This window comes from Pseudomonas sp. LS.1a (genome assembly GCF_022533585.1).
In the GTDB taxonomy this organism is placed as follows: domain Bacteria; phylum Pseudomonadota; class Gammaproteobacteria; order Pseudomonadales; family Pseudomonadaceae; genus Aquipseudomonas.
The window spans coordinates 4,260,683-4,274,138 of record NZ_CP092827.1 but is presented as its reverse complement, the minus strand read 5'-3'; the positions used below and the strand labels follow the sequence as shown (position 1 = coordinate 4,274,138).

Sequence of the window (13,456 nt, the reverse complement as noted above, 5' to 3'; positions counted from 1 at the left end):
ATTCGAAACCAGTGGGGTCCCTGTGGGAGCGGGTTTACCCGCGAAGAGGCCGGGCCTGCTTTTCCCGGTCACCCCTTCAAGCACTTCAATTCACTGAAATCGCTACGCACCTTGCCCAACCGCTCCTGCAGGAACCGCCGCTGCTGCGGGGTACTCTGGTGCACCAGATCCACCAGCAAGCTGCGCGCCTGCTGCTCGGTATGCTGATAGGCCGCCCGGTACTCCGGCGTCCACAAGCTCTCCTTGCGCTGCAACAACGTCGCCAGGCGCGGCTCGAAGCTGGGGTCGTTGCGCTGGTTCATCGCCAGCAGCAATTGCTGCTGCCAGTGTGCGCGGTTGGCGATCCATTCGCGGTTCTGGTCGCCCAGCGACGCGGACCAGGCCTGCACGCGCTGCTTCTGCACCGCGGTCAGCTCGCCAAACCACGGCGTCAGGCGTTTCTCCATGCGTTCGGCACGGCGGGCGATCTGCCTGGCCAGCGGCGTATCCACATACAGCTTCTGCCGTTCGCTGATGTCCTCGCGGAATGCCTCGCGCATCTCCGCTACCTGGGCATCGCTCATGCCGCGCAACAACTCGGTGGCCGAAGGGGTGATTTCCTCGGCCACCCGGCCAATCGCCTCGCGGGCTTCGCGGGTGCGCTGCTGCAGGGCCTGGTCGGTCACCTGGTCGTCGGCGACCATGCCGCGTACCCGGTCCAGCCAGTCGAGGTAGCCGGGCAGCTGGGTCTTGCAATGCCAGGCCAGGTGCTCCCGCAGCCGATCGTCAAGCATGGCCTTCTGCTCACGGTTCATGGCCAGGTAGTCGCCCAGCGACCAAGGCACCAGGCGGTCGAGGTTGCGGTAGGCCAGGTCGATACGGCTGCAGGCGGCCAGAGCCAGGGCGAAGCCGATGGCGACGAGCAGGGCTTTGGACAGGCGTAGCGGCATGGGCTGTTCCTTGCGGGTGCTGGCCCGACGGTAGACGCAAGGGGGACGCTGACGGTTCCACTGCATCAGCGGTCGGGCGGCGCGCTGGCTTCAGGTGTAGAATAGCCGCCTTGTCTTGAGGAACATCGGAAATGGCTCTGCTTGGGCGTTACAACAGTTTGCAAATCGTGAAACACGTGGACTTCGGCCTGTACCTGGACGGCGGCGCCGACGGCGAGATCCTGCTGCCCGGGCGCTACATCCCGAAAAACGCCGAAACCGAAGTGGATGACTGGCTGAACGTGTTCATCTACCTGGACAGCGAAGACCAGCTGATCGCCACCACCGAGAAGCCCAAGGTGCAGGTTGGCGAGTTCGCCAGCCTCAAGGTCAAGGACATCAACGGTGCCGGCATCTTCCTCGACTGGGGTCTGTCCAAGGACCTGCTGATGCCGTATTCGGAAGAGGCGCGGCCGCTGAAGATCGGCGACTACTGCGTGGTGCACGTGTACCTCGACAAGCGCACCCGTCGCATCACTGCCACTTCACGCCTGGACCGCTACCTGGACCGCACCCCGGCAGACTACCAGGTGGGCCAGCCGGTCGAGCTGCTGGTGGCCGGCGAGACGCCGATGGGCTTCAAGGCGATCATCAACAACCGCCACTGGGGCCTGATCCACAAGAACGAGGTGTTCAAGTTCCTGCGCTCGGGCATGCACGAGAAGGGCTTCATCAAGGAAGTGCGCGCGGACGGCAAGATCGCCTTGAGCCTGCAACCGGTCGGCGCGGCCCTGGCCGACAGCCTGCAGGAGCAGATCATGGCGCGCCTGGAGGCCGAAGGCGGGGTGCTGGGGGTGTGCGACAAGAGCGACCCGGCGCTGATCAGCAAGCTGTTCAACGTCAGCAAGGGCAACTTCAAGAAGGCCATTGGCGGGTTGTTCAAGCAGGGCCGCATCGTCATCCATGACGATCGCATCGAAAAGGCCTGATCAGGCCTGCACGAAGGTTCGGAAGTCCAGCTGCTCGCCACCCGGGCGGGTGTCGCGCAGCAGCGAGTCGCGGTCGGCGCTGAGGGCCAGGCTGATGGTCGAGCGGCGCTTGCCGGGGTTGCGCACTTCCATCTGTTCCTGGTGAGCACGCAGGAAGTTGGTCGGCACCTTCAGGTGCTGCAGCTCGTCGCTTTCCGGGGTGTGCAGCAGCAGGTTGACCCAGTCGGGCTGGCCCTTGCGCAGCAGCGCCACCGGCACCTCGAACCACCACAGGTTGCGCTTGCGGTCGAGGATGGCGAACAGGGTGTTGCTGCTGGTCAGCACCGGGCGGGCCAGTGCTTCGTTGCGCCGGGCAATGGCGGCGGGTTTGTCGAGTTTCATGCAGGTTCCTGCGGGTTGACGCTATGAAGGCCTGCATTGTGAGGGGTGGCGGGTAGTGGGGCAAGGTTTGCCATCTGTTCTGCCTGTAGCGGCCTCTTCGCGGGTAAACCCGCTCCCACAGGTACACCACAGGTCTCAAGGGCAGTGGAAGACCTGTGGGAGCGGGTTTACCCGCGAAGAGGCCAGTACAGGCGTAAGCAAATTCTCGCAGCATGGCCGGGATCAGCACAGCAACGGCATGGTCTATTAGACTTACCCGTGGTACTCACGAATCAAGCGGCGAAAGGAGACGCTATGATTTTCCCCGACCTGCGCGGCCTGCCCCTGCACCGCGTGCTGGTACGCACCGTCAAGGAATTCCTCGACGACGAGATGTCGACCTACGCTTCCGCGCTGGCCTACCAGATGCTGTTCTCGCTGTTCCCGTTCCTGCTGTTCCTGATTGCCCTGATCGGTTTCCTGCACCTGCCGGACTTCTTCTCCTGGCTGCGTCTGCAATCGGAACTGGTGCTGCCACCCCAGGCGCTGGAGCAGGTGAACCCGGTGATCGACCAGTTGCAGCAGTCCAAGGGCGGGCTGTTGTCGGTGGGTATCGTGATTGCCTTGTGGACCGCATCGGCCGGTGTGCGCCTGATGATGAGCGCGATGAACGCCGCCTACGATGTGCCCGAGGGGCGCCCGGTGTGGAAGCGCATTCCGTTGTCGATCATCTACACCGTGGGCATCGCCGGCATGCTGCTGGTGGCTGCGGCGCTGATGGTGCTGGGGCCGCAGGTGATGGAGTGGATTGCCGCCCAGGTCGGCATGCAAGAGGTGATCGTCACGGTGTGGACCATCCTGCGCTGGCCGGCGATCATCATCCTGATGATGGTGGCGGTGGCGCTGATCTATTACGTGATGCCCGATGTGAAGCAGCAGTTCCGCTTCATCACCCCGGGCTCGGTGCTGGCGGTGGTGGTGTGGATCGTGGCGTCGCTGGGCTTTGCCTACTACGTGAAGACCTTTGCCGACTACAACGCCATGTACGGCAGTATCGGTGCAATCATCGTACTATTGCTGTATTTCTATATTTCCGCCGCCGTGTTGCTGCTGGGCGCGGAGATGAACGCAGTGATCGAGCACATGTCGAACGAGGGCAAGAACCCTGGCGAAAAGGACTTCGGTGAGCACAAGCCCCGCGAGACCATTACCGTGCTGGGCCATGAGCACCCGATACCGAGCGAGCACCAACCTTCCGAGCCGAACCCCCGATGATCCGTGACATTCTCAAGATGGGCGACGAACGCCTGCTGCGCATCGCCCCGCCAGTGCCCGACCATATGCTCGGCAGTGCCGAACTGCAGCAACTGATCGACGACATGTTCGAAACCATGCGCCATGTGGGGGGCGTGGGCCTGGCTGCGCCACAGATCGGCATCGACCTGCAGCTGGTGATCTTCGGCTTCGAGCGCAGCGAGCGTTACCCGGATGCCGAACCGGTGCCGCAGACTATCCTGCTCAACCCGGTCATCACGCCAACGTCCAGCGAGCTCGAGGACGGTTGGGAAGGTTGCCTGTCGGTGCCCGGCCTGCGCGGCGTGGTGCCGCGCTTCAAGCACATCTGCTATGAAGGCATCGATCCCCAGGGCAACCCGATCAACCGCTTTGCCGACGGCTTCCATGCGCGGGTGGTGCAACATGAATGCGACCACCTGATCGGTCGGCTGTACCCGTCACGCATCCAGGACTTTTCCCGGTTCGGCTACACCGAGGTGCTGTTCCCCGGGCTCGACGCCAGCGACGACTGACCCCGCTGCAGTGCCACCAGGCGCTTGCTGCGCTGGTAGCGCTGCAGGCGCCCAGCCAGGGCTTGCGGCAGTTGCCGGGCCACGTCGAAGCCCAGGCGCTGGTAGAAGGGCGCAAGGTCCGGGTGGCAGAACAGCCAGGTGGGCCCGCCAGCCTGTGCCAGCGCCGCCTCGACCAACCGCCCGGCCACCCCTCGGCTGCGCCGCTGCGGGTCGACGAACAACCCGGTCAGCCAGAAGCCATCGCCCACCGGGCTCAGGCTCAAGCCCGCGATGATGCCGGGGCCCCGCGCTACCCACAGTTGAGCGTCGCCCGCAGCACGCATGCGTGAGCCGTGCTGGCGGTAAAAGTGGTCCAGCAGCCGGCGTTCCGGGTCCGAAAGTTTCGAACAGTACAGGTTTTCAGAAATTGCGCGTCCTACCCTGAAAGGCGGCCAGGGGCTCTGGCTCGATATTTTGCGGTTAATTTGTCGCAGATTGTTGCATATTCGGCAAGGGTGAATGTCCGAGTTCGGGGTTCAACTATTCCGGGCCGGGAGTAGACTTTTACCCATCCCCCCTGGCAGTACGAAGCGGGATCGGTACTTCGTGCCATCTCCACCGCAGATGGCAACTTCTCCGCGCCGGTTACGGCAATAGAAGTCAATCGATCAGCTTGAATGCTCAAAAGGCTCAAACACATGAAACCACTACTGATTCTTGCATTGGTCGGTATGTCCTCGTTCGCCCTCGCCGATGAGGCCAAACCCGTCTCCAGCGAGCCCGTGGCCCAGCAGTACGACTACTCCATGAACCTGGACATCAAGCGGGTGATCAACCTGTCGACCATCCCCAACGTCTGCGAAGTGGTCCCTGCGACCATGACCTACGAAGACCATCAAGGCCAGGTGCACACCATCCAGTACCGGGCCATGGGTGAGGGGTGCCAGCAGGGTTGAGCCCGCCAAGGGCCCGCCACAGCATTTTCAGCGCCTGTGAGATCGAGCGCCGCCCGCGCGGCGCTCGATCTCACAGGCACCACCCCACCCAAGGCATACACCTTGTGGCCCTGACACCATCCCCCCGACATGCATCTCAACCACAATCAGACCAGAATAATTTCCTCGACCTGTCGATTCCTCCGTCCCCCGTTCGACCATAGGTGAGAGCACGTTGCACCCCCGTGCCCATTCACCCATGACCTGTCGGAGGAACCCCCGATGAGCACCGCAGCCGAAACCGAGATCCGCCAGTTGATCGAGCGCTGGATGCAGGCCGTGCGCGACCGCGACATCCCCAACATCGTCGCTCCCTATGCCGACGACATCGTCGCCTTCGATGCCATCCAGGCCCTGCAATTCAAAGGCAAGGCCACCTACCAGGCGCACTGGGAAATGTGCATGGGCATGTGCCCCGGCCCCATGGTTTTCGATTTTGCCGAGCTTACCGTGCATGCCGCTGGCGACCTGGCCCTGGCTCACTGGCTGAACCGCTGTGGCCCGGCGGACAACGAAAGCCAGTGCGGCTTCATGCGCGCCACCGTGGGCTATCGTCGTCAAGGTGGCCAGTGGCTGGTAATCCACGAGCACTGGTCGGCGCCGTTCGACATGGAAACCCAGAAAGCCCTGTTCGATCTCAAGCCCTGAGCCGTTATCGCCAAACGCACTTTGCCAATGCCTGGAGGTGACCATGAAATACCTGTGCCTGGTCTATTGTGACGAGGGGCTGCTGCACAGCCTGCCCGACAGCCCGGAAGACGCCGAATGCATGGCGTATGCCGAATCCATTCAAGGCTCCGGGCGAATGCTGGCGGCCGAGGCGCTGAAGCCGGTGCAGACCGCCACCACCGTGCGCATGCGCAACGGCCACATGAGCCTGACCGACGGCCCGTTCGCCGAGACCAAGGAGCAACTGGCGGGGTTCTACCTGGTGGAGGCCCGCGACCTGAACGAGGCACTGAACATCGCCAAGGGCATCCCCGCCGCGCGGGTCGGCAGTGTCGAGGTGCGGCCGGTGCGCGAACTGCAACCCTGACAGCAACGGAGACCTACCAGCATGAGCCTTGCACACCCCGCGCAAGCGCAACACGAGTTGTCCATCAGCCGCCTGATCGACGCGCCGCCGGCCAAGGTGTTCCGCGCCTGGACCGACCCCCAGTGGCTGATGCAGTGGTGGGGGCCGCATGGCATGACCACGCCGGAGTGCGAGATGCAACTGTGGATCGGTGGCCTGTTCCGCACCCTGATGCGGGCACCGGATGGCAGCGAGTACCCGAACCAGGGCGTGTTTCTGGAAATCGCCGCGCCGCGGCGGCTGGTGTTCACCGATGCCTTCGGCCCGGGCTGGGTGCCTTCGGACAAGGCCTTCATGACCGCCGTGATCAGTTTTGACGAGGAACAGGGCAAAACCCGCTACACCGCGCGCGCCTGGCACTGGAATGCCGCCGACTGCCGCGCCCATGAGGAAATGGGCTTCCACCAGGGCTGGGGAGAGAGCCTGGACCGCCTGGTGGAGGTGGTAACCCAGCGGATGCCCGACTGATGACGGCACTGGCGCAGGTACGTGCCGAGGTCGAGGCGGTCTATCGGCGCGAGTCGCGGCGCATCCTGGCGACGCTGATCCGCCTGCTGGGTGATTTCGACCTGGCCGAGGAGGCCATGCACGATGCCTTCTTCATCGCCGTCGAGCGCTGGCAGCGTGACGGTATCCCCGAAAACCCGCGGGCGTGGCTGGTCTCAACCGGTCGCTTCAAGGCGATCGATGCGCTGCGCCGGCGCGCCCGTTTCGATCGTTCCCAGGTGGACCTGAGCATGCTGCTCGACGGCCAGGCGCAGGACCCCAGCGAAGAAGAACTGCTGGCCGACGACCGCCTGCGGCTGATCTTCACCTGCTGCCACCCGGCCTTGTCCGCCGATGCCCAGGTGCCGCTGACCCTGCGTGAAGTGTGCGACCTGACCACCGAGCAGATCGCCCGGGCTTTCCTGCAAAGCCCGGCCACCATCGCCCAGCGCATCGTGCGTGCCAAGGCCAAGATCCGCGATGCCGGCATCCCTTATCAGGTGCCGGAACTGAACGAGCTGCCCGAGCGGCTGGAGAGCGTGCTGCGAGTGATCTACCTGGTGTTCAACGAGGGCTATTCGGCGTCGTCGGGCGAGGCGCTGTTGCAGCAGGAACTGAGCGATGAAGCCATTCGCCTGGCGCGGCTGCTGGTGCAGTTGTTGCCCGACCCGGAGGCGGTCGGCCTGCTGGCCTTGATGTTGCTGCAAGCGTCCCGGCAGCGGGCGCGTACCGATGGCCAGGGCAACCTGGTATTGCTGGAGCAGCAGGACCGTAGCCTGTGGGACCGGCAACGCATTGCCGAAGGCTGCGAACTGGTGCGCCAGGCCCTGCAAAGCCGGGCGTTCGGTGCCTATACCGTGCAGGCAGCGATTGCAGCGGTGCATGCCGAAGCGGCGACCGCCGACGCGACCGACTGGGCGGAGATCGTCGGGCTGTATGACGTGTTGCAGCGGCATTGGCCGTCAGCAGTGGTAGAGCTGAACCGGGCCGTGGCGCTGGCGAAGCGGGATGGGCCGGAGGCTGGCCTGCGGGAGGTCGAAGGGATTCTGGCGCGGGGTGAACTGCTGGACTATCACCTGGCCCATGCGGCGCGGGCCGAGCTGTATTACCAGCTGGGGCATGTGGAGCAGGCGCGTGCGGCCTGGCGGCAGGCGCTGGCGCTGACCCGCCAGGAGCCGGAGCGCAGGCATATCGAGCGGCGGTTGCAGGCTATCGAATGATGTTGGCTGTGCCGGCCTCTTCGCGGGTAAACCCGCTCCCACAGGATTGCGTCACGGCTTGATGCTGTGAGGTCCATGTGGGAGCGGGTTTACCCGCGAAAGGGCCGGTACTGCCTGCATCAATCTTCAGCTAGCCACAAAATTCGGCGGCGAAACCAGCTCGACGGTCTGCTGCTTGCGCGGCGCAAGGATCTCGGCCTCGCCCTGGACTACCAGCTCATCATTCTGGTTGAACACATTGGTGGCGATGCGCACCTTGAACTTGGGCAGCTTCTCCAGGATTTCCAGGCGTACGGTCAGGGTATCGCCAATTTTCACCGGCTTCTGGAAGCTCATTTGCTGACCCAGGTAGATGGTGCCAGGGCCAGGCAGGGTGCAGGCCACTGCAGCACTGATCAGGGCACCGCTGAACATGCCGTGGGCGATGCGCTCGCGGAACATGCTCTTGGCAGCGAACTCGGCATCCAGGTGCACCGGGTTGTGGTCACCGGACATCGCGGCGAACAGCTGGATGTCGCGTTCTTCAACGGACTTCTTGTACTCGGCCTTCTGGCCGACTTCGAGGGCTTCGTAAGGCGTGTTGGTGACCTGGGACATCGGGGCTTCCTTAAGCGGTAGAGGAGGGCGGCTATCATTCACTGCGCACAGGGCGGCCAAGGGCAAGCGCCTGTTCAAGCCAGCCGAGAATATCGGCGGTGACCTCGTCACGGTTGGTTTCGTTGAGTACTTCATGCCGTGCCTCAGGATAGACGCGCAGCTGTACATGTCGATTGCCGGTCGCGCGCAGGGCGTCGGCCAGGTGGGTGAGACGCTTGCCGGCACTGACCGGATCACATTCACCCCCGATCACCAGCAACGGCAGGTTCGGATCGATCTGCGCGAGGTTACTCGGCTGGCTGATCTGCGCCAAGCCTTGCAGCAGGTCGAGCCACAACTGGTTGCTGCAGCGAAAGCCGCACAGCGGGTCGTTGACGTACAGATCGACCTGCGCCGGGTCGCGGCTGAGCCAGTCGAACGCGGTGCGGTTGGGCTTGAAGGCCTTGTTGAACGAGCCGAACGACAACCATTCGATCAGCGCGCTCTTGCCCAGCGGCCCCTGGCGCCAGGCCTCCAGCCGGGCAATCAGCCGCGCCACGCGGTACAGCGCCGCCGGCTGGTAGTTGGAGCCGCTGAGGATCGCCCCATGCAGGCTGGCGCTGTGGTGCAGCAGATAGGCCTGGGCGATGTAACTGCCCATGCTGTGGCCGAACAGGAACAACGGCGTGCACGGGTACTGCTGGCCGATGTGCTGGGCCAGCAGCCCGAGGTCGTTGACCACGGCATTCCAGCCATGATGGCGGGCGAACAGGCCGAGGCTGCCCAGTTCGGCGGTGCGCCCATGGCCGCGCTGGTCGGCGGCGAACAGGGCAAAGCCGGCCGCGCTCAGGGCATGGCCCAGGTGCTGGTAGCGCCCGGCATGTTCGGCCATGCCGTGGGCCAGCAGCACCACGGCTTTTACCGGCGTGGCCGGTAGCCATTGGTGCACGTACAGGCTGCAGTGCTCGCTGGCGGGCAGCCAGAAGGCGTCGTGAGGCATGGCGGGTCCTTGTGCGCACAGGTATCCGGACAGTGTATGCACAACCGACCGGATTGCAGGAAGGACACAAATAAGATTCACAATGTTAATGGCGGCACTTGGCGTATATGCCGCCTTGAGCTTACCTGCTAACGTCGGATCAACGCCTTTTCGCTTTCGGGCGGGCAGGTGAAAGGACTACAGGACTCACAGCAGGTCCAGGCAGAGGAACAATAATAAATGCAAGCCGACTTCTGGAATGACAAGCGCCCGGCGGGCGTGCCTTCGACCATCGACATCAATGCCTACACCTCGGTCGTCGAGGTGTTCGAGCGCTCCTGTAAACGCTTCGCCGACCGCCCGGCCTTCAGCAACCTGGGCGTGACCCTGAACTACGCGGAGCTGGAACGCCATTCGGCGGCCTTCGCCGCCTGGTTGCAGCAGCATACCGACCTCAAACCGGGTGACCGCATCGCGGTGCAGATGCCCAACGTGCTGCAATACCCCATCGCCGTGTTCGGTGCCCTGCGCGCAGGCCTGATCGTGGTCAACACCAACCCGCTGTACACCGAGCGCGAGATGCGTCACCAGTTCAAGGACAGCGGCGCACGTGCGCTGGTGTACCTGAACATGTTCGGCAAGCGCGTGCAGGAGGTGCTGCCCGATACCGGCATCGAGTACCTGATCGAGGCGAAGATGGGCGACTTGCTGCCTACCGCCAAGGGCTGGCTGGTCAACACCGTGGTCGACAAGCTGAAGAAAATGGTGCCGGCCTACCAGCTGCCCCAGGCGGTGCCGTTCAAGCAGGTGCTGCGCCAGGGCCGCGAGCTGTCGCACAAGCCGGTGCCGCTCTGCCTGGACGACATCGCCGTGCTGCAATACACCGGCGGCACTACCGGCCTGGCCAAGGGCGCCATGCTCACCCACGGCAACCTGGTGGCCAACATGCTGCAGGTGCTGGCCTGCTTCTCGCAGCACGGGCCGGACGGGCAGAAGCTGATCAAGGAAGGCCAGGAGGTGATGATCGCACCACTGCCGCTGTATCACATCTATGCCTTTACCGCGAACTGCATGTGCATGATGGTCACCGGCAATCACAACGTGCTGATCACCAATCCGCGTGATATCCCCGGCTTCATCAAGGAGCTGGGCAAATGGCGTTTTTCCGCCTTGCTGGGCCTGAACACCCTGTTCGTCGCGCTGATGGACCACCCGGGCTTCCGCCAGCTCGACTTTTCGGCGCTGAAGGTCACCAATTCCGGCGGCACCGCGCTGGTCAAGGCCACGGCCGAGCGTTGGGAGGCGCTTACCGGTTGCCGCATTGTCGAAGGCTACGGCCTGACCGAAACCTCGCCAGTGGCCAGCACCAACCCTTACGGCCAGTTGGCGCGCCTGGGCACGGTGGGCATCCCGGTGGCGGGCACCGCCTTCAAGGTGATCGACGATGACGGCAACGAGCTGCCGCTGGGCGAGCGGGGCGAGCTGTGCATCAAGGGCCCGCAGGTGATGAAAGGTTACTGGCAGCAGCCCGAGGCCACGGCCCAGGCCCTGGATGCGGAAGGCTGGTTCAAGACTGGCGACATCGCGGTGATCGACCCGGACGGCTTCACCCGCATCGTCGACCGCAAGAAGGACATGATCATCGTCTCGGGTTTCAACGTGTACCCCAACGAGATCGAGGACGTGGTGATGGGCCACCCCAAGGTCGCCAACTGCGCAGCCATCGGCGTGCCGGACGAGCGCTCCGGCGAGGCGGTGAAGCTGTTCGTGGTGCCGCGCGAAGGCGGGCTGAGCGTGGATGAGCTGAAGGCCTACTGCAAGGCCAACTTTACCGGCTACAAGGTGCCCAAGCACATCGTGCTGCGCGAGTCGTTGCCGATGACACCGGTGGGCAAGATCCTGCGGCGGGAGCTGCGGGATATCGCTTGAGACCGAGTTGGATTCTTCGCGGGTGAACCCGCTCCCACAGGGGCTTGCAGTTCTCAAGGCCTGTGCAGTACCTGTGTGGGAGCGGGTTCACCCGCGAATGCTTTCAAACAGCTCTAGCAGGCTTTTTACAGCCCGATCTGCAACATTTTGGATAATTACTCTAAAAATGACCTGTATTGTTCATTGAGTCATTTTTGTGACCGTGAGGCCTGTTTTGGCCTCTAGGCGACCCCAGGCAAAGCTGTTACTCTCGGCCCGCTTTCAGATGATCCGGTTTGCAACGAGCCGTCATCTCATATCAATAATAAGCGCATCGACGCGTGAATCGAACTTCGCTGTTGCTGAAGGAGTGGGCTTCCATGATCGAACATTTTTGGAAGGATAAGTACCCAGCCGGGATTACGGCGGAAATCAATCCTGACGAATTCCCCAATATCCAGGCGGTACTCAAGCAATCCTGCCAACGCTTTGCCGACAAACCGGCCTTTAGCAACCTGGGCAAGACTATCACTTATGGCGAGCTGTATGCGCTGTCGGGGGCGTTTGCCGCCTGGTTGCAGCAGCATACCGACCTCAAGCCGGGTGACCGCATTGCCGTGCAGCTGCCTAACGTACTGCAATACCCGGTGGCGGTATTCGGTGCCATGCGTGCCGGGCTGATCGTGGTCAACACCAACCCGCTGTACACCGCACGGGAAATGGAACACCAGTTCAACGACTCCGGCGCCAAGGCCCTGGTGTGCCTGGCCAACATGGCCCACCTGGCCGAGAAGGTGGTGCCCAAGACCCAGGTCAGGCACGTCATCGTCACCGAAGTGGCCGACCTGCTGCCGCCGCTCAAGCGCCTGCTGATCAACAGCGTGATCAAGTATGTGAAGAAGATGGTACCGGCCTACAACCTGCCGCGTGCCGTACGCTTCAACGACGCACTGGCGCTGGGCAAGGGCCAGCCGGTGACCGAGGCCAACCCGCAGGCCAACGACGTGGCGGTGCTGCAGTACACCGGCGGCACCACCGGCGTGGCCAAGGGCGCGATGCTGACTCACCGCAACCTGGTGGCCAACATGCTGCAGTGCCGGGCACTGATGGGCGCCAACCTGCACGAAGGCTGTGAAATCCTCATCACCCCACTGCCGCTGTACCACATCTACGCCTTTACCTTCCATTGCATGGCCATGATGCTGATCGGTAACCACAACGTGCTGATCAGCAATCCGCGTGACCTGCCGGCCATGGTCAAGGAATTGGGCAAGTGGAAGTTCAGCGGCTTCGTCGGCCTCAACACCCTGTTCGTTGCCCTGTGCAACAACGAGGCCTTCCGCGCCCTGGACTTCTCGGCGCTGAAGATCACCCTGTCTGGTGGCATGGCCCTGCAGCTGAGCGTGGCCGAGCGCTGGAAGGCCGTGACCGGCTGCGCCATCTGCGAAGGCTATGGCATGACCGAGACCAGCCCGGTGGCCGCGGTGAACCCCTCAGAGGCCAACCAGGTCGGCACCATCGGCATTCCGGTGCCGTCCACCCTGTGCAAGGTCATCGACGATAACGGCAACGAGCTGCCGCTGGGCGAGGTGGGCGAGTTGTGCGTCAAGGGCCCGCAGGTGATGAAGGGTTACTGGCAGCGCGAGGAGGCTACCGCCGAGATCCTCGACAGCAATGGCTGGCTGAAGACCGGTGACATCGCCGTGATCCAGCCGGACGGCTACATGCGCATCGTCGACCGCAAGAAGGACATGATCCTGGTCTCGGGCTTCAACGTGTATCCCAACGAGCTGGAAGATGTGCTGGCGGCCCTGCCGGGCGTGCTGCAGTGCGCGGCCATCGGCGTGCCGGACGAGAAGTCCGGTGAAGTGATCAAGGTGTTCATCGTGGTCAAGCCGGGCATGACCGTGACCAAGGAACAGGTGATGGAGCACATGCGCGCCAACGTCACCGGCTACAAGGTTCCGCGCCAGATCGAGTTCCGCGATGCGCTGCCGACCACCAACGTGGGCAAGATCCTGCGCCGCGAACTGCGCGATGAAGAGCTGAAGAAGCAGGGTTTGAAGAAGATCGCCTGATCAGAGCCCTGCACGCTCAATGTGGGAGCGGCCTTGTGTCGCGAAAGGGCCGCAAAGCGGCCCCAGCAATTTCAGCATCACCGCTGAGACCCTAG

The 13,456-nt window shown here is 63.3% G+C and carries 15 protein-coding genes; 10 read left to right on the top strand and 5 right to left on the bottom strand.

What is annotated here, in order from left to right; translation table 11 throughout:
• Nucleotides 1-68: 68 nt before the first annotated feature.
• On the bottom strand, nt 69-929 hold the full coding sequence (locus tag MKK04_RS19835; protein WP_241105903.1) for a DUF6279 family lipoprotein: 861 nt from the start codon (nt 927-929) through the stop codon (nt 69-71).
• Between the two features lie 131 nt (nt 930-1,060).
• On the opposite strand from MKK04_RS19835, the gene MKK04_RS19830 reads away from it, so the two are divergent.
• The gene (locus MKK04_RS19830; RefSeq protein ID WP_013973728.1) at nt 1,061-1,897 is read left to right on the top strand and encodes a CvfB family protein; all 837 of its coding nucleotides are present in this window, start codon (nt 1,061-1,063) and stop codon (nt 1,895-1,897) included.
• Here the strand turns inward: MKK04_RS19830 and MKK04_RS19825 are convergent, their stop codons facing one another.
• Nucleotides 1,898-2,278 carry a hypothetical protein gene (locus MKK04_RS19825; protein ID WP_013973727.1) on the bottom strand — a complete coding sequence of 127 codons (381 nt, stop codon included), beginning with the start codon at nt 2,276-2,278 and terminating at the stop codon, nt 1,898-1,900.
• Between the two features lie 294 nt (nt 2,279-2,572).
• Between MKK04_RS19825 and MKK04_RS19820 the strand changes: the two genes are divergently transcribed.
• Both MKK04_RS19820 and def read left to right on the top strand, forming a co-directional pair.
• Nucleotides 2,573-3,532, top strand: a complete 960-nt coding sequence (locus tag MKK04_RS19820; RefSeq protein WP_207830868.1) for a YihY/virulence factor BrkB family protein — start codon at nt 2,573-2,575, stop codon at nt 3,530-3,532.
• On the top strand, nt 3,529-4,065 hold the full coding sequence (gene def / locus MKK04_RS19815) for a peptide deformylase (protein ID WP_063912947.1): 537 nt from the start codon (nt 3,529-3,531) through the stop codon (nt 4,063-4,065). The genes MKK04_RS19820 and def overlap by 4 nt, the downstream gene beginning before the upstream one ends.
• Here the strand turns inward: def and MKK04_RS19810 are convergent.
• On the bottom strand, nt 4,020-4,388 hold the full coding sequence (locus MKK04_RS19810) for a GNAT family N-acetyltransferase (RefSeq protein WP_233687546.1): 369 nt from the start codon (nt 4,386-4,388) through the stop codon (nt 4,020-4,022). The two genes, def and MKK04_RS19810, sit on opposite strands and share 46 nt — an antisense overlap.
• Nucleotides 4,389-4,742: 354 nt before the next feature.
• Between MKK04_RS19810 and MKK04_RS19805 the strand changes: the two genes are divergently transcribed.
• The 5 genes from MKK04_RS19805 to MKK04_RS19785 all read left to right on the top strand — a co-directional run bounded on the left by MKK04_RS19805 (nt 4,743) and on the right by MKK04_RS19785 (nt 7,820).
• Nucleotides 4,743-5,000 (top strand): DUF2790 domain-containing protein, encoded by a 258-nt coding sequence (locus MKK04_RS19805; protein ID WP_003254632.1) that lies wholly within the window; start codon nt 4,743-4,745, stop codon nt 4,998-5,000.
• A 261-nt stretch (nt 5,001-5,261) separates the two neighbouring features.
• Nucleotides 5,262-5,687: a YybH family protein gene (locus MKK04_RS19800; RefSeq protein ID WP_207830876.1), complete on the top strand. Its 426-nt coding sequence runs from the start codon at nt 5,262-5,264 to the stop codon at nt 5,685-5,687.
• 43 nt (nt 5,688-5,730) lie between these two features.
• Nucleotides 5,731-6,075: a YciI family protein gene (locus MKK04_RS19795; RefSeq protein ID WP_013973721.1), complete on the top strand. Its 345-nt coding sequence runs from the start codon at nt 5,731-5,733 to the stop codon at nt 6,073-6,075.
• Between the two features lie 21 nt (nt 6,076-6,096).
• Nucleotides 6,097-6,582 (top strand): SRPBCC family protein, encoded by a 486-nt coding sequence (locus MKK04_RS19790; protein WP_063912944.1) that lies wholly within the window; start codon nt 6,097-6,099, stop codon nt 6,580-6,582.
• A complete protein-coding gene (locus MKK04_RS19785) occupies nt 6,582-7,820 on the top strand; it encodes an RNA polymerase sigma factor (RefSeq protein ID WP_207830879.1) in 1,239 nt (412 codons plus the stop codon). Before MKK04_RS19790 ends, MKK04_RS19785 begins: the two co-directional genes overlap by 1 nt.
• Nucleotides 7,821-7,946: 126 nt before the next feature.
• On the opposite strand, the gene MKK04_RS19780 is transcribed toward MKK04_RS19785, so the two are convergent.
• Nucleotides 7,947-8,417: a MaoC family dehydratase gene (locus MKK04_RS19780; protein ID WP_196182458.1), complete on the bottom strand. Its 471-nt coding sequence runs from the start codon at nt 8,415-8,417 to the stop codon at nt 7,947-7,949.
• A 34-nt stretch (nt 8,418-8,451) separates the two neighbouring features.
• Nucleotides 8,452-9,396 carry an alpha/beta hydrolase gene (locus MKK04_RS19775; protein WP_207830882.1) on the bottom strand — a complete coding sequence of 315 codons (945 nt, stop codon included), beginning with the start codon at nt 9,394-9,396 and terminating at the stop codon, nt 8,452-8,454.
• 219 nt (nt 9,397-9,615) lie between these two features.
• Between MKK04_RS19775 and fadD2 the strand changes: the two genes are divergently transcribed.
• Both fadD2 and fadD1 read left to right on the top strand, forming a co-directional pair.
• Nucleotides 9,616-11,304 (top strand): long-chain-fatty-acid--CoA ligase FadD2, encoded by a 1,689-nt coding sequence (gene fadD2, locus MKK04_RS19770; RefSeq protein ID WP_241105902.1) that lies wholly within the window; start codon nt 9,616-9,618, stop codon nt 11,302-11,304.
• Between the two features lie 359 nt (nt 11,305-11,663).
• Nucleotides 11,664-13,361, top strand: a complete 1,698-nt coding sequence (gene fadD1 / locus MKK04_RS19765; RefSeq protein WP_233687548.1) for a long-chain-fatty-acid--CoA ligase FadD1 — start codon at nt 11,664-11,666, stop codon at nt 13,359-13,361.
• Nucleotides 13,362-13,456: the final 95 nt, after the last annotated feature.

Excerpts from the sequence above, each read along its gene's own strand:
- MKK04_RS19835 (WP_241105903.1), bottom strand. The coding sequence starts at position 929 with ATGCCGCTACGCCTGTCCAAAGCCCTGCTCGTCGCCATCGGCTTCGCC.
- MKK04_RS19830 (WP_013973728.1), top strand. The coding sequence starts at position 1,061 with ATGGCTCTGCTTGGGCGTTACAACAGTTTGCAAATCGTGAAACACGTG.
- MKK04_RS19825 (WP_013973727.1), bottom strand. The coding sequence starts at position 2,278 with ATGAAACTCGACAAACCCGCCGCCATTGCCCGGCGCAACGAAGCACTG.
- MKK04_RS19820 (WP_207830868.1), top strand. The coding sequence starts at position 2,573 with ATGATTTTCCCCGACCTGCGCGGCCTGCCCCTGCACCGCGTGCTGGTA.
- def (WP_063912947.1), top strand. The coding sequence starts at position 3,529 with ATGATCCGTGACATTCTCAAGATGGGCGACGAACGCCTGCTGCGCATC.
- MKK04_RS19810 (WP_233687546.1), bottom strand. The coding sequence starts at position 4,388 with ATGCGTGCTGCGGGCGACGCTCAACTGTGGGTAGCGCGGGGCCCCGGC.
- MKK04_RS19805 (WP_003254632.1), top strand. The coding sequence starts at position 4,743 with ATGAAACCACTACTGATTCTTGCATTGGTCGGTATGTCCTCGTTCGCC.
- MKK04_RS19800 (WP_207830876.1), top strand. The coding sequence starts at position 5,262 with ATGAGCACCGCAGCCGAAACCGAGATCCGCCAGTTGATCGAGCGCTGG.
- MKK04_RS19795 (WP_013973721.1), top strand. The coding sequence starts at position 5,731 with ATGAAATACCTGTGCCTGGTCTATTGTGACGAGGGGCTGCTGCACAGC.
- MKK04_RS19790 (WP_063912944.1), top strand. The coding sequence starts at position 6,097 with ATGAGCCTTGCACACCCCGCGCAAGCGCAACACGAGTTGTCCATCAGC.
- MKK04_RS19785 (WP_207830879.1), top strand. The coding sequence starts at position 6,582 with ATGACGGCACTGGCGCAGGTACGTGCCGAGGTCGAGGCGGTCTATCGG.
- MKK04_RS19780 (WP_196182458.1), bottom strand. The coding sequence starts at position 8,417 with ATGTCCCAGGTCACCAACACGCCTTACGAAGCCCTCGAAGTCGGCCAG.
- MKK04_RS19775 (WP_207830882.1), bottom strand. The coding sequence starts at position 9,396 with ATGCCTCACGACGCCTTCTGGCTGCCCGCCAGCGAGCACTGCAGCCTG.
- fadD2 (WP_241105902.1), top strand. The coding sequence starts at position 9,616 with ATGCAAGCCGACTTCTGGAATGACAAGCGCCCGGCGGGCGTGCCTTCG.
- fadD1 (WP_233687548.1), top strand. The coding sequence starts at position 11,664 with ATGATCGAACATTTTTGGAAGGATAAGTACCCAGCCGGGATTACGGCG.